At 56.8% G+C, this 25,574-nt stretch carries 28 protein-coding genes and 1 pseudogene; 21 read left to right on the forward strand and 8 right to left on the reverse strand.

Annotated features, from left to right (window positions below; genetic code table 11):
• Window positions 1-17 precede the first annotated feature (17 nt).
• Together AB3U87_RS19375 and crp are read right to left on the reverse strand one after the other, a co-directional pair.
• Window positions 18-2,096, reverse strand: a complete 2,079-nt coding sequence (locus AB3U87_RS19375) for a YccS/YhfK family putative transporter (protein ID WP_253457687.1) — start codon at window positions 2,094-2,096, stop codon at window positions 18-20.
• Between the two features lie 58 nt (window positions 2,097-2,154).
• A complete protein-coding gene (gene crp, locus AB3U87_RS19380) occupies window positions 2,155-2,787 on the reverse strand; it encodes a cAMP-activated global transcriptional regulator CRP (RefSeq protein WP_017803012.1) in 633 nt (210 codons plus the stop codon).
• Between the two features lie 305 nt (window positions 2,788-3,092).
• Here crp and AB3U87_RS19385 point away from each other — a divergent pair, with 305 nt between their 5' ends.
• Window positions 3,093-3,497 carry an OsmC family protein gene (locus AB3U87_RS19385; protein ID WP_253457690.1) on the forward strand — a complete coding sequence of 135 codons (405 nt, stop codon included), beginning with the start codon at window positions 3,093-3,095 and terminating at the stop codon, window positions 3,495-3,497.
• On the opposite strand, the gene AB3U87_RS19390 is transcribed toward AB3U87_RS19385, so the two are convergent.
• The 3 genes from AB3U87_RS19390 to AB3U87_RS19400 form a co-directional block, all read right to left on the reverse strand.
• Window positions 3,490-4,359, reverse strand: a complete 870-nt coding sequence (locus AB3U87_RS19390) for a phosphoribulokinase (protein ID WP_125289852.1) — start codon at window positions 4,357-4,359, stop codon at window positions 3,490-3,492. The two genes, AB3U87_RS19385 and AB3U87_RS19390, sit on opposite strands and share 8 nt — an antisense overlap.
• A 221-nt stretch (window positions 4,360-4,580) precedes the next feature.
• The gene (locus AB3U87_RS19395) at window positions 4,581-4,796 is read right to left on the reverse strand and encodes a YheU family protein (protein ID WP_253457694.1); all 216 of its coding nucleotides are present in this window, start codon (window positions 4,794-4,796) and stop codon (window positions 4,581-4,583) included.
• Window positions 4,753-5,787, reverse strand: coding sequence for a hydrolase (locus tag AB3U87_RS19400; protein WP_301251899.1), 1,035 nt, complete (start codon window positions 5,785-5,787; stop codon window positions 4,753-4,755). Before AB3U87_RS19400 ends, AB3U87_RS19395 begins: the two co-directional genes overlap by 44 nt.
• 83 nt (window positions 5,788-5,870) lie before the next feature.
• Between AB3U87_RS19400 and AB3U87_RS19405 the strand changes: the two genes are divergently transcribed.
• The 5 genes from AB3U87_RS19405 to tauD all read left to right on the forward strand — a co-directional run bounded on the left by AB3U87_RS19405 (window position 5,871) and on the right by tauD (window position 10,183).
• Complete coding sequence (locus AB3U87_RS19405; RefSeq protein WP_301730892.1) at window positions 5,871-6,473, forward strand: LysE family translocator; 603 nt, start codon at window positions 5,871-5,873, stop codon at window positions 6,471-6,473.
• A 277-nt stretch (window positions 6,474-6,750) separates the two neighbouring features.
• On the forward strand, window positions 6,751-7,728 hold the full coding sequence (tauA, locus tag AB3U87_RS19410) for a taurine ABC transporter substrate-binding protein (protein ID WP_253457700.1): 978 nt from the start codon (window positions 6,751-6,753) through the stop codon (window positions 7,726-7,728).
• Window positions 7,729-7,737: 9 nt separating this feature from the next.
• The gene (tauB, locus tag AB3U87_RS19415; RefSeq protein WP_253457703.1) at window positions 7,738-8,505 is read left to right on the forward strand and encodes a taurine ABC transporter ATP-binding subunit; all 768 of its coding nucleotides are present in this window, start codon (window positions 7,738-7,740) and stop codon (window positions 8,503-8,505) included.
• Complete coding sequence (gene tauC, locus AB3U87_RS19420) at window positions 8,502-9,329, forward strand: taurine ABC transporter permease TauC (protein ID WP_253457706.1); 828 nt, start codon at window positions 8,502-8,504, stop codon at window positions 9,327-9,329. Before tauB ends, tauC begins: the two co-directional genes overlap by 4 nt.
• Complete coding sequence (gene tauD, locus AB3U87_RS19425) at window positions 9,326-10,183, forward strand: taurine dioxygenase (RefSeq protein ID WP_125289843.1); 858 nt, start codon at window positions 9,326-9,328, stop codon at window positions 10,181-10,183. The genes tauC and tauD overlap by 4 nt, the downstream gene beginning before the upstream one ends.
• 10 nt (window positions 10,184-10,193) lie before the next feature.
• Here the strand turns inward: tauD and AB3U87_RS19430 are convergent, their stop codons facing one another.
• Window positions 10,194-10,919 (reverse strand): NUDIX hydrolase, encoded by a 726-nt coding sequence (locus AB3U87_RS19430; RefSeq protein WP_253457709.1) that lies wholly within the window; start codon window positions 10,917-10,919, stop codon window positions 10,194-10,196.
• A gap of 210 nt (window positions 10,920-11,129) precedes the next feature.
• Here AB3U87_RS19430 and prs point away from each other — a divergent pair, with 210 nt between their 5' ends.
• The gene (gene prs / locus AB3U87_RS19435) at window positions 11,130-12,002 is read left to right on the forward strand and encodes a ribose-phosphate diphosphokinase (protein ID WP_394150164.1); all 873 of its coding nucleotides are present in this window, start codon (window positions 11,130-11,132) and stop codon (window positions 12,000-12,002) included.
• Window positions 11,992-13,479, forward strand: coding sequence for a nicotinate phosphoribosyltransferase (locus AB3U87_RS19440; RefSeq protein ID WP_370734926.1), 1,488 nt, complete (start codon window positions 11,992-11,994; stop codon window positions 13,477-13,479). Before prs ends, AB3U87_RS19440 begins: the two co-directional genes overlap by 11 nt.
• A gap of 37 nt (window positions 13,480-13,516) precedes the next feature.
• Here the strand turns inward: AB3U87_RS19440 and AB3U87_RS19445 are convergent, their stop codons facing one another.
• The gene (locus tag AB3U87_RS19445) at window positions 13,517-15,418 is read right to left on the reverse strand and encodes an ABC transporter ATP-binding protein (protein ID WP_301251817.1); all 1,902 of its coding nucleotides are present in this window, start codon (window positions 15,416-15,418) and stop codon (window positions 13,517-13,519) included.
• A gap of 125 nt (window positions 15,419-15,543) precedes the next feature.
• On the opposite strand from AB3U87_RS19445, the gene kefG reads away from it, so the two are divergent.
• The 4 genes from kefG (at window position 15,544) to slyD (ending at window position 18,838) form a co-directional block, all read left to right on the forward strand.
• Entirely contained in the window at window positions 15,544-16,095 is a 552-nt protein-coding gene (kefG, locus tag AB3U87_RS19450) for a glutathione-regulated potassium-efflux system ancillary protein KefG (RefSeq protein ID WP_125289994.1), read from the forward strand.
• A complete protein-coding gene (gene kefB / locus AB3U87_RS19455) occupies window positions 16,096-17,901 on the forward strand; it encodes a glutathione-regulated potassium-efflux system protein KefB (RefSeq protein WP_394150167.1) in 1,806 nt (601 codons plus the stop codon).
• 67 nt (window positions 17,902-17,968) lie between these two features.
• On the forward strand, window positions 17,969-18,163 hold the full coding sequence (locus AB3U87_RS19460) for a YheV family putative zinc ribbon protein (RefSeq protein ID WP_125289837.1): 195 nt from the start codon (window positions 17,969-17,971) through the stop codon (window positions 18,161-18,163).
• 126 nt (window positions 18,164-18,289) lie between these two features.
• A complete protein-coding gene (gene slyD, locus AB3U87_RS19465; RefSeq protein WP_125289836.1) occupies window positions 18,290-18,838 on the forward strand; it encodes a peptidylprolyl isomerase in 549 nt (182 codons plus the stop codon).
• 51 nt (window positions 18,839-18,889) lie between these two features.
• Here slyD and AB3U87_RS19470 read toward each other — a convergent pair whose 3' ends face one another.
• Window positions 18,890-19,108, reverse strand: a complete 219-nt coding sequence (locus AB3U87_RS19470; protein ID WP_125289835.1) for a protein SlyX — start codon at window positions 19,106-19,108, stop codon at window positions 18,890-18,892.
• A gap of 275 nt (window positions 19,109-19,383) precedes the next feature.
• Between AB3U87_RS19470 and fkpA the strand changes: the two genes are divergently transcribed.
• The 9 genes and pseudogenes from fkpA to AB3U87_RS19515 form a co-directional block, all read left to right on the forward strand.
• Entirely contained in the window at window positions 19,384-20,214 is an 831-nt protein-coding gene (fkpA, locus tag AB3U87_RS19475) for an FKBP-type peptidyl-prolyl cis-trans isomerase (RefSeq protein WP_253457725.1), read from the forward strand.
• Window positions 20,215-20,393: 179 nt separating this feature from the next.
• Window positions 20,394-21,116: a helix-turn-helix transcriptional regulator gene (locus AB3U87_RS19480; protein ID WP_253457728.1), complete on the forward strand. Its 723-nt coding sequence runs from the start codon at window positions 20,394-20,396 to the stop codon at window positions 21,114-21,116.
• Window positions 21,116-21,502, forward strand: coding sequence for a sulfurtransferase complex subunit TusD (tusD, locus tag AB3U87_RS19485; protein WP_253457730.1), 387 nt, complete (start codon window positions 21,116-21,118; stop codon window positions 21,500-21,502). Before AB3U87_RS19480 ends, tusD begins: the two co-directional genes overlap by 1 nt.
• Window positions 21,502-21,861 (forward strand): sulfurtransferase complex subunit TusC, encoded by a 360-nt coding sequence (gene tusC, locus AB3U87_RS19490; protein ID WP_253457732.1) that lies wholly within the window; start codon window positions 21,502-21,504, stop codon window positions 21,859-21,861. Before tusD ends, tusC begins: the two co-directional genes overlap by 1 nt.
• A 6-nt stretch (window positions 21,862-21,867) precedes the next feature.
• Window positions 21,868-22,155 carry a sulfurtransferase complex subunit TusB gene (tusB, locus tag AB3U87_RS19495; RefSeq protein WP_394150171.1) on the forward strand — a complete coding sequence of 96 codons (288 nt, stop codon included), beginning with the start codon at window positions 21,868-21,870 and terminating at the stop codon, window positions 22,153-22,155.
• A 124-nt stretch (window positions 22,156-22,279) separates the two neighbouring features.
• A complete protein-coding gene (gene rpsL / locus AB3U87_RS19500; RefSeq protein WP_075182598.1) occupies window positions 22,280-22,654 on the forward strand; it encodes a 30S ribosomal protein S12 in 375 nt (124 codons plus the stop codon).
• 96 nt (window positions 22,655-22,750) lie between these two features.
• Entirely contained in the window at window positions 22,751-23,221 is a 471-nt protein-coding gene (rpsG, locus tag AB3U87_RS19505) for a 30S ribosomal protein S7 (protein ID WP_125289829.1), read from the forward strand.
• Between the two features lie 87 nt (window positions 23,222-23,308).
• Window positions 23,309-25,423 (forward strand): elongation factor G, encoded by a 2,115-nt coding sequence (gene fusA / locus AB3U87_RS19510; protein WP_253457736.1) that lies wholly within the window; start codon window positions 23,309-23,311, stop codon window positions 25,421-25,423.
• Between the two features lie 70 nt (window positions 25,424-25,493).
• Window positions 25,494-25,574, forward strand: a pseudogene (locus tag AB3U87_RS19515) (GTP-binding protein); the annotation flags it as partial.

Below are 25,574 nucleotides of genomic sequence, written 5' to 3' on the forward strand. Positions count from 1 at the left end.
ACTTTTGCTCAGCATCATCAGGCTGATTTCCGTAAATGGCGCGACAGCCAGCGGCCATGATGAGGTCGGCTGCTCCAGGCCAACGAAGAAATAGTGTGCATCACGCCAAGATGTTCCAGAATGCGCTTTATGTGCCTTTCCATTACCGTGGTCGCGCCCTGCTGAAAGGGCGTATCCGTCTCCAGCACGTTGTTTGTGGAACTCGGCCCGTCATACTCCAGCCGCTGCTGGCAGCGCTGTAGCGCAATTTCGCACGCCTGTAGATAGCGCTCGGCCAGCTGCGGCGTCAGCATGGTATGTTCACGCGCTAAAATGGTCATGGCGTTGATATGCTCAACGATAAACTGACTGTGCGTAACCCAAAGCTTCATATCGGCCAGGTAGCGGGCGTCGAAACCCGGCTCCTGCATCGCCTGGTTCAGCGAGTTAAACAGCGCATTGTGCGCCTGGTTAACGCGCATACGCTGCCAGGCAAGCTTCTGCGGACTCTCTTCGTCCCCCAGCAGTTTCTGGAGCGCTTCCTGATAGGTTTCCAGCGCGTCGTGCGCATTCTGCCGCAGCAGGCCGCTTTGCCACTGCGGCCACAGCCAGATCATCCCGGCAAAGGCGATCAGGCAGCCCATCAGCGTATCCAGCAGGCGCGGCAGCAGAAAGTCGGCGCCGTTCAGCGACAGCAGCTGAAGCGAATATACCGCCGTCACGGTAAAGCCGATCGTCGCCAGGCCGTAATATTTGCGGATCACCAGATAGCCCGCCAGCGTCAGCGTCAGCATCACCAGCAGCACAGCCGATTCCGGCACCTGAAAGCGTAGCGTCAGCGCGGCCACCACCAGCCCGCCCAGCGTGCCCAGCGCACGGTGCTGAATGCGTACCCTTGTCGCGCTGTAGCCGTTCTGGCTGACAAACATCACCGTCATCAGCAGCCAGTAAGGCTTGGGCAGATTAAAGGAGAGCGCCAGGGTGCTGGCGAAAGCGAGCATAACCGCAAACCTGGCGGCGGTGCGCAGCGCGGCGGATTTCAGCGACAGATAGCTTCTGATGGCAGATAGCAGCGGCAGTCGTTTCTGACGATCCGCCATGAGATCGCGCTGGTAAAGCGGACGCTGGGTACGCAGCACGCGGGCGATACGGCTGAAATGCCAGGCGCAAAAGTTGCCGACCGGGTTGGCGGGATGCTGGCGGGCAATTTTTTCCAGCGCCTGCAGCTGTTTATCCATGCTGAAACGTGTCGGCAGACGGTGATAGAGAATATCGTCCGCCAGCTCGCGCAGCCTGGCCGCAATGGTCTGCGCGTTCCAGCGGATCACCGCCTCGGCATGGCTCTGCTCCACCAGTTTCTGCACCTCTTCCGGCTGATGCAGGCTGACAGCGATATGCTCCTGCAAATCCAGCGCAACCTGAAAAGCGCGGGTCAACCGCTTATGGTGATTATCGTTGCTGGCGGCCAGCATGTGCATTTGCTGATAGCAGGTATTGATAAGGTCGACCGCTTTTTGCTGGCGAGCCAGCAGCGGCGGCAGCGTTTTTTCCGGGTCGGCGAGCTGCGTCAGCAGGCTGTATTTGGCCTCGCAGTAGCCGGCCAGCTCGCGATAAAGCAGGCTGAGCGTTTCCCGCATCGGCTGCTCTTTCCACAGCCAGAACCAGAACCAGTTAAAGAGGCCGTACCAGACCGTGCCCAGGATATAAAGCGACGGCGGCTGCCAGATGGGCATCCGACCGGCCAGGCTCAGGGTAAAGATGCCGGCAATCAGCGCGCCGGGCAGCAGTCTGCCATGCAGCGGGCTGATTTCGCCGGTCACGCCCAGCAGCATGGCCATGGAAAACAGGATAATGGGCAGGGGAACGGCATAGTCGCCAAGATACTGCACCAGAAAGCTGCTGAAGGCGAAAAGGCCGCCGCCGATCAGCAGACGTTTAAAGAAGCGTTTATGGGGCGTATCCAGACCGGCGATATTGCAGCAGGCCGGCACCAGCGAGAACAGCAGGCCGTTTTGCAAATTGCCCAGCAGCCAGCCGACGGCGACGGGCAGGCAAAGCACCAGCGTCTGCCGCAGGGCGTAGTTAACTTCGGGATGGTAGATGAGTCGGCGCCACATTGCTTTGTACCCGCTGAAAAGGCGCAACGAAGGCATTGCGCCATGCAATCAGAGCGGTTTAGCGTGTACCGTAGACCACGATGGTTTTACCGTGTGCGGAGATCAGATTCTGATCTTCCAGCATCTTCAGAATACGGCCGACGGTTTCGCGCGAGCAGCCGACGATCTGGCCAATCTCCTGGCGGGTAATTTTGATCTGCATCCCATCCGGGTGGGTCATAGCGTCCGGCTGTTTGGCCAGATTCAATAGCGTTTGCGCGATGCGACCTGTCACATCGAGGAAAGCTAAATTGCCCACTTTCTCGGAGGTAACCTGCAGGCGGCGCGCCATCTGTGAAGAGAGACGCATCAGGATATCCGGGTTGACCTGGATCAGCTGGCGAAACTTCTTATAGGAGATTTCCGCCACTTCACAGGCCGTTTTTGCCCGCACCCATGCGCTGCGCTCCTGGCCTTCTTCAAACAGGCCAAGCTCGCCGATAAAATCGCCCTGGTTAAGGTAAGACAGGATCATCTCTTTACCTTCTTCATCCTTGATGAGCACCGCTACCGCGCCTTTGACGATGTAGTAAAGGGTTTCTGCTTTCTCACCCTGGTGGATCAGCGTGCTTTTGGATGGATACTTATGAATATGGCAATGTGACAGGAACCATTCAAGTGTCGGGTCTGTTTGCGGTTTGCCGAGAACCATTCGCTGTTATCCTCTGTTGTTATCGTGCCTAAATACAGGGGCAGAGTTCCCTGACAGGCGTTGAAATAGTCAAGCGCTTCCCATGCAGGAAAGTTATTCGGCTCTCTGTTGAGTGCCGGGCTCGTTATGTCGTCCCGTTTCGTCTGGTCTGTAGAGTACTGACGAAATACAGCCTTGTTTGTAGCACAGCTTTGCATGGGTGTCTTCTGTTGTCTCGCTTCAGCATAGCGGGAAATCTGCCGCGCTGCTGTTTTAGTTGCCTTAAGCCGACCGCGGCTTAACTAAATGAATTAGAGGAGTTTGTTATGCAAGCGAGCGTCAAATGGGTGGAAGGGCTGACCTTTTTGGGAGGATCCTCATCGGGCCATCAGATCGTGATGGACGGCAACGCGGGCGATAAAGCGCCCAGCCCGATGGAAATGCTGCTGATGGCGGCAGGCGGCTGTAGCGCGGCGGAAGTGGTTGCCATTCTGCAAAAAGGGCGTTTCACGGTAGACAACTGCGAGGTGAAGCTGACGTCAACCCGGCGCGAGAAGCCGCCGCGCCTGTTTACCCGCATCAACCTGCATTTTATTGTCAGCGGCAGCGGGCTGACGGATAAGGCGCTGGCGCGCGCGGTCAGCCTTGCGGTCGGGAAATATTGCCCGGTCGCGCTGATGCTGGGTAAGGGCGTGACCCTTACCCATAGCCATGAGATGGGCGTTACTTGATAGCTTTGCCTTCCATCAGGCGCTTGACCAGCGGCCCCATAATCAGCTCCATCGCCAGGCCCATTTTGCCGCCCGGCACCACCAGCGTGTTGATATGGGAGATAAAAGAGCCTTGCAGCATCGCCAGCAGATAGGGGAAGTCAATCTGTTCCAGCGCCTGGAAATGGATAACCACAAAGCTCTCGTCGAGCGAAGGAATGCCGCGCGCGGCAAAAGGGTTGGACGTATCCACGGTAGGGACACGCTGAAAGTTAATATGGGTGCGGGAAAATTGTGGCGTAATGAAGTTAATATAATCGTCCATTGAACGCACCACGGAATCCATCACCGCCTCGCGTGAATGACCGCGTTCGCTGGTATCGCGGATCATTTTTTGGATCCACTCCAGGTTGACGATAGGCACCACGCCCACCAGCAGATCGACATGCTGCGAGACATTGTTCTGCGGCGTCACCACGCCGCCGTGCAGCCCTTCGTAAAACAGCACGTCGGTGGGTTCCGGCAGCGGCTGCCACGGCGTAAAAGTGCCGGGCACCTGGTTCCAGGGCACCGCTTCGTCATAGGTGTGCAGATATTTTCTGGACTGGCCGCTGCCGCTGCGGCCATATTCCGCGAAGGTTTGCTCCAGCAGCGAAAAATCGTTGGCCTCCGGGCCGAAATAGCTGATATGGCGGCCCATATCACGCGCTTTGCGGATCGCCATATCCATTTCGGGACGGGTATAGCGATGGAAGCTGTCGCCTTCCACTTCCGCCGCGTGCAGGTTCAGCTGCTGAAAAATTTTGCGGAAGGCCAGGCTGGTGGTGGTGGTGCCCGCGCCGCTGGAACCGGTCACGGCAATCACTGGATGTATGGCGGACATAAACGAGTTTCCTGTGAACGTTATTCCGCCATTGTTATCACGTTTTGCTATAGCCTGTCATCTTCTGCCCAGGGGTGAGCGCGCGGCAGAGGTTATGCAATAAAGCCAAGCGCGAACAGCGGTTTAGCCGTCAGGGAAACGAGATCGCCGTCTTCCGACTAGCTAAGCGGTAAGAAGAACACGGCGTCGCCGATAGGCTTTTGCCCCCTCAGCGGGAGGCGTTAACGGATCTGGCCTTTAGGCATGATATTGACCGTCTCGTGCAGCTCTGACCAGACCAGCACCGCCTCGCCGTTTGTCAGCTGACGACGAACGTCATTGACTTTTTGCTCCAGCGAGCGCTCCTGCTCGCCATAGTCGGTGCCTTCCCGCAGCACGAAGGCTTCAATCAGGTTAGCGAGCGTGTCCGGGTCCAGTTCTTTCCAGGGAATAATCATCGTTGTCCAGCCAGGTTGAAAGCCATTGCGGTATACGCTGCTCCAGCCACATTTGCGGCCTGCGCAGCGTTCCCCCCACGAATCCCACATGTCCGCCGTGCTGCGTCAGCTGATACGTTACGCAATCGGGCAGCCTGTCGGTTGCAGGAATAACCTCGTCGGTCATAAAGGGATCGTCTTTAGCATGAATAATCAGCAGAGGTTTACGCACGCCGGAAAGCAGCGGCAGCGCGCTACAGCGGCGATAGTAATCCGTCGCGTCCACAAAACCGTGCGCTCTGGCAGTAATGGCGTCGTCAAACTCCCTGAGTCTCTTAAGCGCCTTAAGCTGCGTCAGATCGACAGGCAGCGTGCCGGGCCAGGCGTGCAGTTTGCGGGTGGCGTTCTGCTTCAGCAAGTTTAGCAGGTAGCGCTGATAGACACGCGAGAATCCCTGCTCCAGCCGCTGGCTGCAGGGTTCCAGCATCAGCGGCGCGGAAACGATAACGCCGGCATCCAGCAAACAGCTGTCGCCCTGTTGGCCCATCAGGCAGCCCAGCATATTACCGCCAAGCGAAAAGCCCACGGCAGCGGTCGCCACCGTTCCCCAGGTTTCCCGTAGCCAGCGTAAAAAATAGCTGGCGTCTTCGGTTTCGCCCGAATGATAAATGCGCTCGAGACGGTTCGGTTCGCCGCCGCAGCCGCGAAAATGCATCACCACGCCCAGCCAGCCGCGCTGTCGACAGGCCTGCAAAAGCCCGTGCGCGTAAGGGCTGTGAAAGCTGCCCTCAAGGCCATGAAAAAGCACCACGCGCGGCTTGTGGCTCGCCTGCGCCGGATCTTCGCTCCAGGCAAGATCGACAAAATCACTGTCCGGCAGCGTCAGGCGCTGCCAGTGCGGCTGCAAAGCGATACGGCGACGGACCAGGCGCGGCAGGATGGTTTGCAAATGCGCGTTGCTCATGCCCGCCAGTGGACGAAAAGTATTTTCCAGCGACCCGTCAAAATTCATCTTCAAAAGGCTTCCCGGATCCTTGTCATACTGTTAGCTTCGATAAGTTTGTTGTTAAGTGGGGTGAGGAGCGCCCGTTTCATATGGAACTGAAACTGTTTTTGTCGATGCTGGGTTTTTTGTGGGTCGCTGCGATCACGCCAGGCCCTAATAATATGTTACTCACCGCCTCGGGCGCCAACTTTGGTTTTCTGCGTTCGCTGTGGCTGCTGATCGGCATCATGATCGGGATGCAGGTCATGCTGCTGCTGGTCGCGTTCGGTATTGGCGGCCTGATCCTGCTTTATCCTGCTTTGCATCTGGTGTTGAAAATCGCCGGGAGCGTCTATCTGCTGTGGCTGGCGTGGAAAATCGCCACGGCGAAATATGAGCGGCTGGATACCGGCACTCTCCCCACAGCGCCAATGCCGTTCTGGCAGGGCGGCCTGCTACAGCTGATCAATCCCAAAGCCTGGCTGATGGCGCTGGGCGCGGTCGCCAGCTTCAGCCTGGGCGGTGAGGCTTATCGGGGATCGGTAATGGCTATCAGCTTTGCGATGGCGCTGGTCAACCTGGTTTCCGGCCTGATCTGGCTTGGCTTTGGCACGCTGATTGGCCGCCTGCTGCGCAGCCGTCGCGCCTGGACGCTGTTCAATATGGCGATGGGCGTGCTGACAGCGGCCTGCGTGCTGCTTATCTGGCGCTAAGCAGAGTGCCTGGCGAACGTCGCTTCGGGCAAAGTGCTTTCCCCATTCTCAATTCGTAAGCAGCGGGCGCCGTTACGGCGGGTTTTTGAACCCGCTACTTACGCTGCTGCCAGCCTCTGACGTCTTAAAGGCAATCCCACTCTCCGGCATTAAAATCCTGTTTTTCTTCTAAGGACTTATCGTTATAACCGATAATTTTTTATTACTTTATCGCGGCAAGCGCTCTCGGTTACAAAGGCGTTGTTCACTTTTATAACAATAACGACCGGAGCAAAGCATGGCGCATAAATTTACTCTTTCACTGCTGGCCTTCAGCCTTTCTTTTTCGGCGCTGAGCGCACAGGCTTTGGACGTTACCGTGGCGTATCAGACCTCGGCAGAACCGGCCAAAGTGGCCCAGGCCGATGACGCTTTTGCCAAAGCCAGCGGCGCAAAAGTGGACTGGCGCAAGTTTGACAGCGGCTCCAGCGTGGTCAGAGCGCTGGCTTCGGGCGATGTGCAAATCGGCAATATCGGCTCCAGCCCGCTTGCCGTAGCGGCCAGCCAGCAGGTGCCGATTGAGGTGTTTCTGCTGGCGTCGCAGCTCGGCAGTTCCGAAGCGCTGGTGGTGAAGAAAAGCATCAAGGATCCCAAAGATTTGATTGGCAAACGTATCGCCGTGCCTTTTATCTCCACCACTCACTACAGCCTGCTGGCCGCGCTAAAGCACTGGGGCATCAAGCCGGGCCAGGTGCAAATCGTCAATCTTCAGCCGCCCGCGATTATCGCTGCCTGGCAACGTGGCGACATTGACGGCGCCTACGTCTGGGCGCCGGCGGTGAACGAGCTGGAGAAGGAAGGAAAGGTACTGACCGACTCCGCGCAGGTCGGCAAGTGGGGCGCGCCAACGCTGGACGTCTGGGTTGTGCGTAAAGATTTCGCGCAGCAGCATCCTGAAGTGGTCACCGCTTTCGCCCGTAGCGCGCTGGAGGCGCAAAAAGCCTACCTCGATAGCCCTGAGCAGTGGCTGAAAGATGACAATCACCTCAACAAGCTGTCGCGTCTGAGCGGCGTGCCGACACAGCAGGTGCCGGGGCTGGTAAAAGGCAACACTTACCTGACGGCGCAGCAGCAGGTTGAACAGCTGGGCCAGCCGGTCGATAAGGCTATCGGCGATACCGCACAGTTTTTAAAAGAGCAGGGCAAAGTGCCGCAGGTTGCCAGCGATTACAGTGGCTTTGTCACCAACCGCTTTGTTAAAAATCTTACCCAGTAAGGAGCCGCCATGCTTTCAGTCTCGCATCTGACGGCCCGCTACGACGGCCACCTCGCGCTTGAAGATATTAACCTGACGATTGCCGGGGAAGAGCTGGTGGTGGTGCTGGGGCCTTCAGGCTGTGGCAAAACCACGCTGCTGAATCTGATTGCCGGTTTTCTGACGCCGGAGTCGGGCAGCATTACGCTGGACGGCCAGCGCGTAACCGGGCCGGGAGCCGAGCGCGGCGTGGTGTTTCAGCATGAAGGGCTGCTGCCGTGGCGCAACGTGCTGGATAACGTCGCCTTTGGCCTGCAGCTGGCCGGGATGGATAAAGCGACGCGCCATCAAACGGCCCGTCAGATGCTGAAAAGCGTCGGACTGGGCGGCGCGGAAAAGAAATTTATCTGGCAGCTTTCCGGCGGGATGCGCCAGCGCGTAGGTATTGCCAGAGCCTTAGCCGCCGATCCGCAGCTGCTGTTGCTGGATGAGCCCTTCGGCGCGCTGGATGCCTTTACCCGCGAGCAAATGCAGGAGCTGCTGCTGAACCTGTGGCGGGACAGCGGCAAGCAGGTGCTGCTGATTACGCACGATATCGAGGAGGCGGTTTTTCTGGCCAGCGAGCTGATCCTGCTGTCGCCCGGCCCCGGCAAAATTATCGAGCGTCTGCCGCTGGCGTTTGGCCGCCGCTATGCCGCCGGCGAAGCCTGCCGCAGCATTAAATCCGATCCCGCTTTTATCGCCACGCGGGAATATGTATTAAGCCGGGTGTTCCAACAGCGCGAGGTGTTTTCATGAGCCTGTTATCCACGGAGAAAGTCGCGGTGCGCCGATTGAGGCTGCGCTGGCCGTTTGGCCGTCAGCTTACCCTGAGCGTGGCGACCCTGCTGGTGCTGCTGGGCATCTGGTGGGCAGTAACCGCTTTTGGCCTGATCGCGCCGCTCTTTCTGCCCGCGCCGCAGCAGGTTTTCCATCAGCTGCTGGTGGTTGCCGGCCCGCAGGGTTTTATGGATGCGACGCTCTGGCAGCATCTTGCCGCCAGCCTGACAAGGATAGCGATAGCGCTGCTGGCGGCCACGCTGATCGGCGTGCCGGTTGGTATCCTGATGGGGCTGAACGCCACCGCGCGCGGCATCCTTGACCCGCTGATTGAGCTGTATCGACCGGTGCCGCCGCTGGCCTATCTGCCGCTGATGGTGATCTGGTTCGGTATCGGCGAAACGTCCAAAATCCTGCTGATCTATCTGGCCATCTTCGCGCCCGTGGTGATGTCCACGCTGGCGGGCGTCAAAAGCGCGCAGCAGGTTCGTCTGCGCGCCGCGCAGTCGCTGGGCGCCAGCCGCTGGCAAACGCTGTGGTTCGTGGTGCTGCCCGGCGCGCTGCCGGAAATTTTAACCGGGCTGCGGATCGGTCTTGGCGTCGGCTGGTCAACGCTGGTGGCCGCCGAACTTATCGCCGCCACGCGCGGGCTGGGCTTTATGGTGCAGTCCGCCGGTGAATTTCTGGCAACCGATGTGGTACTGGCAGGCATCGCCGTTATCGCGCTGATTGCTTTTTCGCTTGAGCTGGGGCTGCGAGCCTTACAGCGCCGTTTAACCCCCTGGCATGGAGTCACATCATGAACGAACGTCTGTCTGTTACCGCGCTTGGCCCCTATATCGGCGCGCTGGTCGCTGACGTGGATCTCAGCCGCCCGCTGAGCGACGCGCAGTTTGAGCAGCTTTACCATGCGCTGATCCGTCATCAGGTGCTGTTCTTCCGCAATCAGCCCGTTACGCCTGCCCAACAGCGAGCGCTGGCGGCCCGTTTTGGCGATCTGCACATCCATCCCGTCTATCCGCACGCGCCGGATGTGGAAGAGATTATCGTGCTGGATACGCATGATGATAACCCGCCGGACAACGATAACTGGCACACCGACGTGACCTTTATCGAGACGCCGCCGGCCGGGGCGATCCTGGCGGCAAAGCAGCTGCCGGAAACGGGTGGCGATACGCTCTGGGCCAGCGGCATTGCTGCTTACAACGCGCTTTCAGAGCCTTTTAAGGCCCTGCTTGCCGGCCTGCGGGCGGAGCACGACTTCACCAAATCGTTTCAGGAATTTAAGTATCGCGGCAGCGAGGAGGAGCATGCGCGCTGGCGGCAGGCCGTGGCGAAGAATCCGCCGCTGCTGCATCCGGTCGTGCGCACGCATCCGGTTAGCGGCAAGTCGGCGCTGTTTGTTAATGAGGGATTCACCACGCGCATTGTCGATCTCAGCCCGAAAGAGAGCGACGCGCTGCTGAATTTCCTGTTTGCGCATATCACCAAACCGGAGTTCCAGGTGCGCTGGCGATGGCAGCAGGACGATGTGGCGATTTGGGATAACCGCGTGACCCAGCACTACGCCAATGCAGACTACCTGCCTGCACGGCGGATTATGCATCGCGCCACTATTCTGGGCGACAAGCCTTTCTATCAGCCTGGCCGGGCATAAACGCCACGGCCTAATCGGCAGGCATAAGATTACGCGTAAAGTTGTGCACGTCGGCCTCTTTCCTGCGGCGGTACAGTTTGGCTTTGCGCGCGCCGGTAGCTACGCTCTCGCCCGTTTCCTCAAACATCTCTGAGGAATCAAAGCGGCGGATCAGGCTTTTCCGCTGCACCGGGCGGCCAAGGATGGCTTCGGTGGCTTCCTGTAGCTGAGTCAGCGTAAAGCGTTCCGGCAGGCAAAACACCGGCAGTAGCGTATACAGCGTTTTTTGCCGCAGCCTTTTTAAGGCGCTGGTAATAATAGTCTGGTGATCGAAGGCGATATCCTTGCGCTGCATCACGGTGTTGACCGGCAGCCACGCGGCGTCGCTGACATCGCCGCTGTACGATCGACAGCTCTCCTGCGCAATCAGCGCATACCAGGCGGTGGTCAGGCTCCAGCCGCGCGGGTCGCGATCGGGGCCGGAAAAAGTTTCGAGCTGTTCCAGCCACGGCGGAACCACACCGGTTTTCTCCTGCAGCTTCCTTAACGCGGTGGCGCGCGTTGAGGCATCATGCTGCATATCGATAAACCCTCCCGGCAATCCCCACCAGCCTTTTTGCGGATGATTGGCCCGCTGTACCAGCAGTACGCAGAGCTGTTGCTCGTGCAGCGTAAAAAGTACGCTGTCGACGGTCACAATGGGAGAGGGGTAGCGCGAGGCGTCGTAGCTGGCCAGATACTCTGATTCTGAAAGCATAAGCTTTTCCGTAAATAATTGTCGCTCAGACACATTAGCATTGCGGACGGATATCCTGCAATGTACGACCGCCTTTTCATTTTTTTAATCATTATTAATCAGCTTGTTAATTGATTTTTCCTTCAGGGAGGTAAATTCCGCTTGCTAAATAATGTCACAGGGACAATTATATAAATGTCACAAAGACATTATTAGCCCCGGAGGAAAACAATGCTGCTGGAACTCTTTCTTGATGGAAACAAAGTCGCGCTGGAAACAGGCCGCTTTCCCGATGGCGCAGTCCGCGTAAGGCTGCTGCCGCCACGGCTTCCCCGGGCGGAAAAATTGAAAATCCGCGCCACGGCCATGCGCAATATGGACGATTTGATGCTGCTGGCGCAGGTTATGGACGCCGCCCGCAGCCAATACGATTTGCACTGGACAACGCTGGAGCTGCCCTGGCTTCCCTATGCCCGTCAGGACCGCAGTATGCAGGAAGGCGACAGTTTCGCCCTGAAGATCTTTGCCGGTTTTTTGAATCAGCTGGGCTTTGACCGGATACGGGTGCTGGATCCCCATAGCGACGTGGCGGGTGCCGTGGTCAATAACATGGTGGCTATTCCGCAGCACCTTTGCCTGCGACACAGCGCGAACCTGATAGAAAAACTGCAAAGCGGCATGATGCTGATGGCGCCGGACGCGGGCGCGCTAAAAAAAATCCACGCTGTTGCGCAGCAGGTGGCGGCCCGCGAGTACGGCATCCTGGGGAAACACCGCGACCTGAGCAGCGGTGCGCTGAGTGGTTTTTCACTGCTGCAGGGCGACGTAGCCGGCAAAGATGTGCTGATAGCCGATGATTTGTGCGATGCGGGCGGCACCTTTATCGGCTCGGCCGCGGTGCTGCGTGCGGCGGGCGCGCGTTCGGTCAGCCTGTACGTTACCCACGGCTTGTTTAGCCGGGGCGTCGCCGCGCTGTTGCAGCAGGGCATCGACCATATCTGGACGACGACTTCAGTAGCCGATCCGGCGATAGCCGGGGAGCGGGTTGAACTGATTGATATTGAAACTATTTATAACAACGAAGGAGCGGCCCATGCGCATTAATCCCATTCTGGCTATCGACGGCTATAAAACCTCCCATCGCGAACAGTACCCGCAGGGAACCAGCCGCATTTACTCAAATTTTACGCCGCGCGGTAACCGCTTTTTTACCTCGCCGCTGTCGGATAACCGGCTGGTATTCTTTGGGCTACAGGGCTTTCTGCAGTGGTTTATGGTCGATCTGTTTAACGAGGCGTTTTTTGCCCGACCCGAAGAGGAAGTCGTCACGGAATACCAACAGCTGATGGACAGCTATCTGGGCAAAGCGCGTATTGATGTGGAACACATCCGGGCGCTGCATCGGCTGGGCTATCTGCCGCTGGAAATCAAAAGCCTGGACGAAGGCAGCAAGGTGCCGATGCAGGTGCCGGTTCTGACCATTACCAACACCGTTGATGATTTTTTCTGGCTGGTTAATTACCTGGAAAGCGTGATGTCAGCAGAATTATGGAAAGCCTCTACTAACGCCACTATCGCTTACCATTACCGGCTGGTCTGCGAGCGTTGGGCGGCCCTGACCTGTGATGACCAGAGCCATCTGGATTTTCAGTGCCATGACTTTTCGCTGCGGGGCATGTCCGGGCTGCACGATGCCGCCCAGGCGGGCGCCGGCCATCTGCTGAGCTTTACCGGCACCGACAGCATTCCTTCGATTCTTTATCTTCGTCAGTACTACACGCCGCCCAAAGACTATTTTATTGCGGGCAGCATTCCGGCGACGGAGCACAGCGTTATGTGCATGGGCGAAGAGCAGGGAGAGATCGCCACCTTTCGTCGTCTGATCACCGAGCTCTATCCCCACGGCTTCGTTTCCATCGTCTCGGATACCTGGGATTACTGGAAGGTGCTTACGGAATACAGCCGCGAGCTGAAAGCAGACATCATGGCGCGGCAGGGGCGTCTGGTTTTTCGCCCGGACAGCGGCGACCCGGTGGAGATCCTTTGCGGAACCAGCGACGATAGCGACAGCGATCCGGCGCGGACGCCACAGCAAAAAGGCTCGGTAGAGGTGCTGTGGGATATTTTTGGCGGCACCGTTAATGCGAAAGGCTACCGGGTGTTGGATGAGCACGTTGGGCTGATCTATGGCGACTCGATTACGCTGGAGCGGGCTAACCAGATCCTTGCCCGTCTGGAGGCTAAAGGTTTCGCCAGCAGCAACGTGGTCTTCGGCGTCGGATCTTATACTTATCAATACAGTACGCGCGATACGTTCGGCTTTGCGATGAAGGCGACATGGGGCGAGGTGCGGGGCGTTGAGCGTGAGATTTTCAAGCAGCCGAAAACCGACGGCGGCCTGAAAAAATCCGCCAGAGGGCTGCTACGGGTAGAGCGGGATAGCGCAGGCGACTACTACCTGTTGGATCGGCAGAGCCGGGAGCAGGAGCAGGGCGGCGAACTGAAAACCCGTTTTTTAAACGGCAAACTGCTTAACGCTGAGGATCTGTCCACGCTGCGTCGACGCCTGGCGGAGCGGTAATCAGGTCGGGAGAAAGAAACCTTTCTCCCGGCTCTGTTTATGAAGCCAGCATCGTTTCGAGCTGCTCCTGCGCATCCAGCCAGTCCATCTCGCACGCTTCCAGCGCGGATTTCGCTTCAGCCTGCTGCTGCAGCGCCGCCGTAAGATCGGCCTTGCGGCTCTGATCGTACAGCGCGGTATCCGCCAGCTTTGTTTCCGCATCGGCCAGCGTGGCGTTGAGTTTTTCCATCTGCTTTTCCAGCTTTTCGATCTGCTTGCGCAGCGGCTGCGTTTGCGTGCGCAGTTCCGCCTCGCGGCGCTTCTGATCCTTTCTGGCCTGCGCGCTGTTGCCGCTCTCCTGTTTAGGTTCAGCGGCGGCGCTGGTCTGCTTTTGCAGATCGCTCAGCCACTGCTGGTAGTCTTCCAGATCGCCGTCAAAGGCTTCTACTTTACCGTCGTGGACCAGGTAGAGATCGTCAGTGGTGGAGCGCAGCAGATGGCGGTCGTGCGAAACCACCACCAGCGCCCCTTCAAAATCGATCAGCGCTTCGGTCAGCGCCTGGCGCATATCCAGATCGAGGTGGTTGGTCGGTTCATCCAGCAGCAGCAGGTTAGGGCGCTGCCAGACAATCAGCGCCAGCACCAGCCGCGCTTTTTCGCCGCCGGAGAAGCGTTCGGTCTGCTCGGTGACCTTATCGCCCTGAAAACCAAAGCCGCCCAGGTAGTCGCGCAGCTGCTGTTCCAGCACTTTTGGCGCCAGCCGCACCAGATGCTGCAACGGTGATTCATCCGCCCGTAAGAATTCCAGCTGATGCTGGGCGAAGTAGCCGAGCTTGATGCCTTTCGCCAGGCCGATATCGCCTTTCAGCGGGGCCAGCTCGCCGGCCAGCAGCTTAATCAGCGTGGATTTGCCCGCGCCGTTGCGGCCCAGCAGACCGATGCGCGAGCCGGGAACCAGGTTCAGCTTGATAGAATCCAGAATGATGCGATCGGCATAGCCCGCGCTGACTTTTTCCATCTTCAACAGCGGATTAGGCAGGCTTTCCGGCGCGCGGAAGCTGAAAGTAAAAGGATTATCGACGTGGGCGGGCGCGATAAGCTCCATGCGCTCCAGCATTTTGATGCGGCTTTGCGCCTGCTTCGCCTTGCTGGCCTTGGCCTTAAAGCGGTCGATAAAGCTTTGCAGATGCGCCACCTTCTGCTGCTGGTTTTCAAACATCGACTGCTGCTGCGCCAGTTTGGTGGCGCGCTGGATCTCAAACGAGCTGTAGTTGCCGGTGTATTCAAAGATCGACTGCTGTTCGATATGCAGGATTTTATCCACCACGGGATCGAGAAAGTCGCGGTCGTGGGAAATCAGGATCAGCGTACCCTGATAGCTTTTCAGCCAGCGCTCCAGCCAGATCACCGCGTCCAGATCGAGGTGGTTGGTTGGTTCGTCAAGCAGCAGCAGGTCGGAGCGGCAAATCAGCGCCTGCGCCAGGTTCAGGCGCATCCGCCAGCCGCCGGAGAAGTCGCTGACGGGGCGCTGAAGCTGTTCCTGAGAAAAGCCCAAACCGTTAAGCAAGCTGGCGGCGCGCGACTGTATTGTCCATGCCTGGACGGCGTCCAGCTTGCCGTGCAGCGTGGCGATAGCGTGCCCGTCGTCGTTCTCGTTGGCCTTCGCCAGCTCCGCCTGCAGCTGGCGGTACTCGCGATCGCCATCAATGACATATTCGATAGCGGGCGTATTCAGCGCGGGCGTCTCCTGGTTAACCCAGGCCAGCGACCAGTTGCCCGGATAGGTAAAGCTGCCCGCATCGGCGCTTATCTCGTTCTTAAGCAGCGACAGCAGCGTGGATTTACCGCAGCCGTTTTTGCCTACCAGCCCCACTTTCTGACCGGGATTGATGGTGGCGGAGGCGTTATCCAGCAGGACGCGCACGCCGCGTCGGATTTGTAACGATGAGAAGAGAATCATAAGCGCCGTAATAACCAGAATATGTTAAATTGAAACATCATAAATGCTTTGCGGAATGCACGATTCCGCGGTGTCGAGCATGGTAGCGGAATTTCCCCGCCGTGACGACGATTTGGAGGGGATTGATGTCGCAGCCGCCCAAAGTTTTGCTGCTTTACGCGCATCCGGAATCCCAGGACTCGATTGCCAATCGGGTTTTGCTGGAGCCGGCTAAAGCGTTACCTAACGTGACCGTTCATGACCTGTACGCGCACTATCCAGACTTTTTTATTGATATCCACTACGAACAGCAGCTGCTGCGCGAGCATGACATCATTGTTTTTCAACATCCGCTTTATACCTACAGCTGCCCCGCGCTGCTGAAGGAGTGGCTGGATCGCGTGCTGTCGCGCGGCTTCGCCAGCGGCCCTGGCGGCAACGTGCTGGAAGGAAAATACTGGCGCAGCGTGGTGACCACCGGCGAACCGGAAACGGCCTACCACCAGGAAGGGCTTAACCGTTATCCGCTGTCGGCCATCATGCGGCCGTTCGAGCTGACGGCGCAAATGTGCCGTATGCACTGGCTGACGCCGATGATTATCTACTGGGCGCGACGGCAGACCCCGGAAGTCATGAAAAATTATGCGCGCGCCTACGGCGACTGGCTGTCGTCACCTTTGCCCTATGGAGGCACCTGAATGGAAGGACAAACCCTGCTCACGGCTGGCGTGGTCTATCTTTTTGCGGCGGTTATCGCCGTTCCGATCGCGGCCCGGCTCGGCATTGGTGCGGTACTGGGCTATCTGCTGGCCGGTATCGCTATCGGGCCGTGGGGACTGGGCTTTATCAGCGACGTAGAGGAAATTCTGCATTTCTCCGAGCTGGGCGTGGTCTTCCTGATGTTTATCATCGGTCTGGAGCTGAATCCTTCCAAACTCTGGGAGCTGCGGCGCTCGATTTTCGGCGTTGGCGCGGCGCAGGTTATTTTCAGCGCGGCGATACTGGGCGGCCTGCTCTGGCTGACCGACTTCTCCTGGCAGGCGGCGGCGATCGGCGGTCTTGGCCTGGCGATGTCCTCTACGGCGATGGCGCTGCAGCTGATGAGCGACAAGGGCATGAAGCGCAATGAATCCGGCCAGCTGGGTTTTTCGGTGCTGCTGTTCCAGGATCTGGCGGTGATCCCGGCGCTGGCGCTGGTGCCGCTGCTGGCGGGCGGCGACAGCGGCCACACCGACTGGATGAAAGTGGGCATGAAGGTGCTGGCGTTTGCCGGGATGCTGGTCGGCGGCCGTTTTCTGCTGCGGCCTATTTTCCGCTTTATCGCCGCTTCCGGCGTGCGGGAAGTTTTTACCGCCGCTTCCCTGCTGCTGGTGCTGGGATCGGCGCTGTTTATGGACGCGCTGGGGCTGTCGATGGCGCTGGGGACCTTTATCGCCGGCATTCTGCTGGCGGAAAGCGAATACCGACACGAGCTGGAAGTCGCTATCGATCCTTTTAAAGGCTTGCTGCTGGGGCTGTTCTTTATCTCGGTAGGCATGGCGCTGAATCTGGGCGTGCTTTATACCCATATCGGCGAGATTTTAGTGGGCGTTGTGCTGCTGGTCGCGATCAAAGCGGGCGTGCTTTATCTGCTGTCGCGTATCTTTGGCCTGCGCAGTTCTGAGCGGCTACAGTTTTCTGCGGTGTTGAGCCAGGGCGGCGAGTTCGCGTTCGTGCTTTTTTCCGCCGCCTCGTCGGCAAAACTGTTCAGCGGCGACCAGATGCCGCTGCTGCTGGTGACGGTAACGCTGTCGATGATGACCACGCCGCTGCTGATGCAGAGCGTGGATAAAATCCTGGCGAAGCGGTTTAACGACGGCGACGACAGCGAAGAGAAGCACTTTGTCGAAGACGACAAGCCGCAGGTTATCGTGGTCGGCTTCGGACGTTTTGGTCAGGTGGTGGCGCGTTTGCTGATGGCCAACGAAAAGCGGATCACGGTGCTGGAGCGCGATATCAGCGCGGTCAGCCTGATGCGAACCTATGGCTATAAAGTATACTATGGCGATGCCACCGAGCTGGAGCTGTTACGCGCCGCAGGCGCAGAAACGGCGCAGTCTATCGTCATTACCTGCAACGGCCCGGAAGACGCGATGGAAATCGTGCGGCTCTGCCAGCATCATTTCCCGCATCTGCAAATCCTGGCGCGGGCGCGCGGCCGCGTGGAGGCTCACGAACTGTTGCAGGCCGGCGTCACCCAGTTCTCGCGTGAAACCTTCTCCAGCGCGCTGGAGCTTGGCCGTAAAACGCTGATGTCGCTGGGGATGCATCCGCATCAGGCCTTTCGCGCGCAGCAGCACTTCCGCCGTCTGGATATGCGCATGCTGCGCGAGCTGATGCCGAACCACGGCGACAGCCAGCAGATTTCCCGCGTGAAAGAAGCCCGGCGCGAGCTGGAAGATATCTTCCAGGCCGAAATGCGGCACGAAAAGCGCCAGTTTGACGGCTGGGACGAATCGGAATAGGGCGGGGCGAAAGCCTCTTACTGAGTCGGCATCGCTTTGCGTTGCCTTTTATTTAATCGGAAAACCTATGCGTAAAAGATTTATTGCCGGGGCGACTTGTCCAAAGTGCCAGGCTAAAGATACCCTTGCTCTGTGGGTTGAAAATAATGTCGATGTGGTTGAATGCGTTAAGTGCGGTCATCAGATGCGCGAAGCAGACAAGCATGTTCGTGACGAAGTTCGCACTAATGAGCAAGTGATCGGAATTTTTCATCCTGAGTAGCGTTATGGCTCAGCTTTTTTTAAGCTGTATCTTACAGCGGCGTTGAAATTCATTACAATCAGCGCAAACTCAGAGCTTGCCGGCAAATCCGCCGATGTTTCAAGCTCTCAACGGTTAGGAGTAATCATGAAAGTAGCAAAAGACCTGGTAGTCAGCCTGGCATATCAGGTACGTACGGAAGACGGTGTGTTGGTTGATGAGTCTCCGGTGACCGCACCGCTGGACTATCTGCACGGTCATGGTTCCCTGATTTCTGGTCTGGAAAAGGCGCTGGAAAATCACGAAGCCGGCGACAAGTTTGAAGTGCACATCGCAGCTGACGAAGCCTACGGCCAGTACGACGACAACCTGGTGCAGCGCGTGCCGAAAGACGTCTTTATGGGCGTTGATGAACTGCAGGTTGGCATGCGTTTCCTGGCGGAAACCGATCAGGGCCCGGTACCGGTTGAAATCACCGAAGTGGAAGATGACCACGTGGTGGTTGACGGTAACCATATGCTGGCTGGCCAGAACCTGAACTTCAACGTGGAAGTGGTGGCGATCCGTGAAGCGACCGAAGAAGAGCTGGCTCATGGCCATGTTCACGGCGAGCACGACCATCATCACGATCACGACCACGATCATGACCACGGCAAAGGCGGTTGTGGCACCGGCGGCTGCGGCTGCAGCCACTAAGCTTAAATGAAAAAAGGCCACCGATAAGGTGGCCTTTTTTTTGGCGCGAAATCAATAGTGCGGCGGCGGCGTCTCTTCCGACTGCGAGGCGACCATTGACGGCGCTGCCGCCTTCAGTTTGTCGGTCAGCAGGCGCATCTGTTCGCGCAGGCGGGCCATTTCCAGCTCGTGATGAACCACCGTCTGGTTCAGCTCTTCGATAGTGTGCTCCTGAAAGGCCAAACGGCTTTCCAACAGCTCTAAGCGCTGCTCAAACACGGATTGTTGCATATTCTTTCCTCTTGCTGCCGCCAGGGCTGGATTGTTCCGATTCTAACGACAAAAACCGGGCCAGCACAGGCATAGCCGGTTTAATTTCGCCCTTACCGTTGAAAAAAGCCCTGGTTGCCTGCATCTTCATAGTGAAACTTTCGGACAGACAAGCGGTCGGAAGTAGTTAGTTTTCATTGCGAGAGTATGCAGTTTGCTCGCGCACGGTTGTTAGAGTACAGGCTCTGTCTGTAAAACGATTTCCGAGGTGAGAGGCTTCGGTTTTGGAGAAATGGATGAAATCACTATTTAAAGTCACACTGTTAGCCACCACCCTGGGCGTTGCGCTGAACGCACCGCTGGCCTCAGCAGCCGAAACCGCCGCGGCGCCATCAGCTCCAGCCGCACAGCAGGCACCGAAGAATGCCGCGTTTACAAACGAAGACCAGCAGTCTGCCTATGCACTGGGCGCATCGCTTGGCCGCTACATGGAAAACTCGCTGAAAGAGCAGGAGAAACTGGGCATCACGCTGGATAAGCAGCAGCTGATCTCCGGCGTCCAGGACGCTTTCGCCGGCAAGAGCAAGCTTTCCGATCAGGAGATCGAGCAGACCCTGCAGGCGTTTGAAGGCCGCGTGAAAACCGCCGCTCAGGCGAAGATGGAAAAAGATGCGAAAGAAAACACCGAGAAAGGCAACGCTTTCGCGACTAAATTCGCCAAAGAAAAAGGCGTGAAGAAAACCGAATCCGGCCTGCTGTATCAGGTAGAGAAAGAAGGCACCGGCGACGCGCCGAAAGACAGCGATACCGTAGTGGTTAACTACAAAGGGACGCTGATCGACGGCTCCGAGTTCGACAACTCCTACACGCGCGGCGAGCCGCTCTCTTTCCGTCTTGACGGCGTGATCCCTGGCTGGACCGAAGGCCTGAAGCACGTGAAAAAAGGCGGCAAGATCAAGCTGGTGATCCCACCGCAGCTTGCCTACGGTAAAAACGGCGTACCGGGTATCCCGGCTAACTCTACGCTGGTGTTCGATGTAGAACTGCTGGACATCAAACCGGCCGCTAAAGCGGACGCTAGCGCGCAGGCACCGACCGAAGCGCCAGCCGCTGCCCAGACCAAATAATGCCCGTGCCGCCACGCTCGTGGCGGCATTTTCCCCGCTTTTTCCTCCCCCGCGCTATGTCCACAAGAAATACATGACAAAGGTCAGGACAGGCATTTCCGATATTTGCTAGACTGACGCTCTTCGAAACTAACCTGCGCGAGCCGCATACCGCGGGCTCTTTTAAGGGTGGTGTCTTAATGTCTGGTTCAATTTTTACCGGTGATGTGAACGATCTGGAATTACTGGAGCAGCATCCCTTCGAACAAACCGATTTTGATATTCTTAAATCTTACGAAGCCGTGGTCGACGGGCTGGCGATGCTGATCGGCTCGCACTGCGAAATCGTCCTGCATTCGCTGGAAGATTTGAAATGCTCGGCGGTCAGGATCGCTAATGGCGAACATACCGGCCGCAAAATCGGTTCACCGATAACCGATCTGGCGTTGCGAATGCTGCATGATATGACCGATGCGGAAAGTAATGTTTCCAGAGCCTATTTCACCCGCGCCAAAAGCGGCGTACTGATGAAATCCGTGACCATCGCTATCCGTAACGGCAAACAGCGCGTTATCGGTTTGCTGTGTATCAATATGAACCTGGACGTGCCTTTCTCGCAGATTATGGCGACTTTTATCCCGCCGGAAACGCCGGAGATGGACTCTTCCGTCAACTTCGCCTCCTCGGTAGAGGATCTGGTGATGCAGACGCTGGAGTTTACGATTGAAGAGGTCAGCAACGACCGTAATATCTCCAACAATGCCAAGAACCGCCAGATTGTGCTGAACCTCTATGAGAAAGGCATCTTCGACATCAAAGACGCGATCAATCAGGTGGCGGATCGACTGAATATTTCCAAGCACACCGTTTATCTCTATATCCGCCAGTTTAAAAACGGCGACTTCCAGGGAAGCGAGCGCTGATGCGTTACACGCTGTTAGTCACCGGCCCGGCCTATGGCACCCAGCAGGCCAGCTCGGCCTGGCTATTCGCGCAGGCGCTGCTGGCGGAAGGCCACGAGCTGGAAAGCGTCTTTTTTTATCGCGAGGGCGTACTTAACGCCAGCGCGCTGACCTCGCCGGCCAGCGACGAGTTCAATCTGACCCAGGCCTGGCAGCAGCTGCATCGTGACCATCACGTTGCGCTCAATATCTGTGTGGCCGCCGCGCTGCGCCGCGGTATCACGGACGAGCAGGAAGCGAAAAACCAGGGCCTGCCCGCCGCCAATCTGGCTGAAGGCTTTCAGCTTGCCGGCCTGGGCGCACTGGCGGAAGCCGCATTAAGCAGTGAACGAATGGTGCAGTTTTGATGAAGCGAATCGCCTTTGTATTCAGCCAGGCGCCGCACGGCTCCAGCGCCGGAAGAGAGGGGCTGGATGCGGTGCTGGCCGTTTCCGCGCTTAGCGAGGACGTGGCGCTGTTTTTTATCAGCGACGGCGTGATGCAGCTGTTGGGCGACCAGCAGCCGGAAAAAGTGCTGGCGCGCAACTACGTCGCCACCTTTGGCGTGCTGCCGCTCTACGATCTGGAAAATTTTTATGCCTGTTCAGCTTCGCTGGCCGAGCGAGGCATTGACGCCGCCGCGTTAAAGGCACTGCCGGTAGCGGTGCTGTCGCCTCACGCATTGCGTGCGGAGCTGGAAAAATACGATCAAATAATTTCTTTCTGAGGAAGTATGCTGCATACGCTGATCAACTCGCCTTTTAAGTGCGATTTCAACGCCATGCTGCGGCTGCTGGCGGAAGGGGACGAGGTGCTGCTGCTTCAGGACGGTGTGCTGGCGGCGCTGGAAGGTAGCCGGGCCCTTGAATCGCTGCGTGCCGCCCCCATTTCTCTTTACGTGCTGCAGGACGATGTTATCGCTCGCGGGCTTTCTGCTCAAATTTCATCCAGCGCGGCCGCAGTAAGCTATACTGAGTTCGTCGCGCTGACGGTAAAACAGACTCAACAAATGACCTGGTGAGTACGATATCCTGGTTATTTCTTGACACCTTTTCTGCTCAGCCCTAAAATTCCGCGTCCTCGTTATCTGACGAGGCGATTTATTACGTGTTTACGAAGCAAAAGCAAATTCCAGGAGCTATTTAATGGCAACAGTTAACCAGCTGGTTCGCAAACCACGCGCACGCAAAGTTGCAAAGAGCAACGTGCCTGCGCTGGAAGCTTGCCCGCAGAAACGTGGCGTATGTACTCGTGTGTACACCACTACCCCTAAAAAACCAAACTCCGCACTGCGTAAAGTTTGCCGTGTGCGTTTGACCAACGGGTTTGAAGTTACCTCCTATATCGGCGGTGAAGGTCATAACCTGCAGGAACACTCCGTGATCCTGATCCGTGGCGGTCGTGTTAAAGACTTGCCAGGTGTGCGTTACCACACCGTTCGTGGCGCGCTGGACTGCTCAGGTGTTAAAGACCGTAAGCAGGCTCGCTCCAAGTACGGCGTGAAGAAGCCAAAGGCTTAATGGTTCTCCGTTAAGTAAGGCCAAACGTTTTATCTTAAATGTCATAATAAACTCGTAGAGTTTTGGACAATCCTGAATTAACAACGGAGTATTTCCATGCCACGTCGTCGCGTCATTGGTCAGCGTAAAATTCTGCCAGATCCTAAGTTCGGATCAGAGCTGCTGGCCAAATTTGTAAATATCCTGATGGTAGATGGTAAAAAATCTACTGCCGAATCAATCGTTTATACTGCACTTGAGACCCTGGCTCAGCGTGCTGGTAAAGGCGAACTGGAAGCATTCGAAGTAGCCCTGGACAACGTCCGCCCAACCGTGGAAGTTAAATCCCGTCGCGTTGGTGGTTCTACTTATCAGGTACCAGTTGAAGTCCGTCCGGTTCGTCGTAATGCTCTGGCAATGCGTTGGATCGTTGAAGCTGCTCGTAAACGCGGTGATAAATCAATGGCTCTGCGCCTGGCGAACGAACTTTCTGATGCTGCGGAAAACAAAGGTACCGCAGTGAAGAAACGTGAAGACGTTCACCGTATGGCCGAAGCCAACAAGGCGTTCGCACACTACCGCTGGTAACAGCTCAGTAGTTGTTATTAACCCAGCGGGCGTTCAGTTGACCCCGCTGGGATTTAACTTTGAACGTCCTAGAATCAGAGGAATCAAATGGCTCGTACAACACCCATTACACGCTACCGTAACATTGGTATCAGTGCACACATCGACGCCGGTAAGACGACCACTACCGAACGTATTCTGTTCTACACCGGTGTAAACCATAAAATCGGTGAAGTTCATGATGGCGCAGCCACAATGGACTGGATGGCGCAGGAGCAGGAGCGTGGTATTACCATTACCTCCGCAGCGACTACCGCTTTCTGGTCAGGTATGGCTAAGCAGTTCGAGCCGCACCGCGTTAACATCATCGACACCCCAGGACACGTTGACTTCACCATCGAAGTAGAACGTTCCATGCGTGTTCTTGACGGCGCAGTAATGGTTTACTGTGCAGTTGGTGGTGTTCAGCCACAGTCTGAGACCGTATGGCGTCAGGCTAACAAATATAAAGTTCCACGCATCGCGTTCGTTAACAAAATGGACCGCATGGGTGCTAACTTCCTGAAAGTAGTTGGCCAGATTGAAGCACGTCTGGGCGCAACTCCGGTTCCTCTGCAGCTGGCTATCGGCGCAGAAGAGAACTTCACCGGCGTTGTTGACCTGATCAAGATGAAAGCGATCAACTGGAACGACGCAGACGCAGGCGTGACCTTCGATTACGAAGAGATCCCAGCTGATATGCAGGAACTGGCTGAAGAATGGCGCCAGAAACTGATTGAAGCCGCAGCTGAAGGCTCTGATGAGCTGATGGAGAAATTCTTTGGCGGCGAAGAGCTGACCGAAGAAGAGATCAAAACTTCTCTGCGTAAGCGCGTACTGAACAACGAAATCATCCTGGTTACCTGTGGTTCTGCATTTAAGAACAAAGGTGTTCAGGCGATGCTGGATGCCGTGATCGAATATCTGCCGTCACCAACTGACGTTACAGCGATCAACGGTATTCTGGACGACGGTAAAGATACGCCGGCAGTTCGTCACTCAGACGACAACGAGCCGTTTGCTGCGCTGGCGTTTAAAATCGCGACCGACCCGTTTGTTGGTAACCTGACATTCTTCCGCGTTTACTCTGGTATCGTTAACTCTGGCGACACCGTGTACAACCCGGTTAAATCTCAGCGCGAGCGTCTGGGCCGTATCGTACAGATGCACGCTAACAAGCGTGAAGAGATCAAAGAAGTTCGCGCAGGCGATATCGCTGCGGCTATCGGTCTGAAAGACGTGACTACCGGTGACACCCTGTGTGACCCGGACAACGTTATCATTCTGGAGCGCATGGAATTCCCTGAGCCGGTAATCTCTATCGCTGTAGAACCGAAAACCAAAGCTGACCAGGAAAAAATGGGTCTGGCTCTGGGCCGTCTGGCTAAAGAAGACCCATCATTCCGCGTATGGACTGATGAAGAGTCTAACCAGACTATCATCGCCGGTATGGGTGAGCTGCACCTCGACATCATCGTTGACCGCATGAAGCGTGAATTCAACGTTGAAGCGAACGTCGGTAAACCTCAGGTTGCTTACCGCGAAGCGATTCGCTCTAAAGTAACTGACGTCGAAGGTAAACACGCCAAGCAGTCTGGTGGTCGCGGTCAGTACGGTCATGTTGTTATCGACATGTACCCACTGGAGCCGGGTTCAAACCCGAAAGGCTACGAATTTGTCAACGACATCAAAGGTGGTGTAATTCCTGGCGAATACATCCCTGCAGTTGATAAAGGCATTCAGGAACAGCTGAAAGCTGGCCCACTGGCGGGTTACCCGGTAGTAGATCTGGGCGTGCGTCTGCACTTCGGTTCTTACCATGACGTTGACTCCTCTGAGCTGGCGTTTAAACTGGCGGCATCTATCGCCTTTAAAGATGGCTTTAAGAAAGCACAGCCTGTGCTGCTTGAGCCTATCATGAAGGTTGAAGTTGAAACGCCAGAAGAGAACACTGGTGACGTTATCGGTGACCTGAGCCGTCGTCGTGGTACGCTGCGCGGTCAGGAATCCAACGTGACTGGCGTTGTGATCCACGCTGAAGTGCCGCTGTCCGAAATGTTCGGATATGCTACACAGCTGCGTTCTATCACCAAAGGCCGTGCATCTTACTCCATGGAATTCCTGAAGTATGATGACGCGCCAAACAACGTCGCTCAGGCTGTTATTGAAGCCCGTGGTAAATAATCGGGTTTAACCAATTGATCCCGTGCTCTCCTTTCCACAGGGGAGAGCACAGAAAGTAAGGAATATCGCCGTGGCTAAAGAAAAATTTGAACGTTCCAAACCGCACGTCAACGTTGGTACTATCGGCCACGTTGACCACGGTAAAACTACC

Origin of the sequence: Erwinia plantamica (genome assembly GCF_043420595.1) — a bacterium.
GTDB classification, from domain to species: domain Bacteria; phylum Pseudomonadota; class Gammaproteobacteria; order Enterobacterales; family Enterobacteriaceae; genus Erwinia; species Erwinia aeris.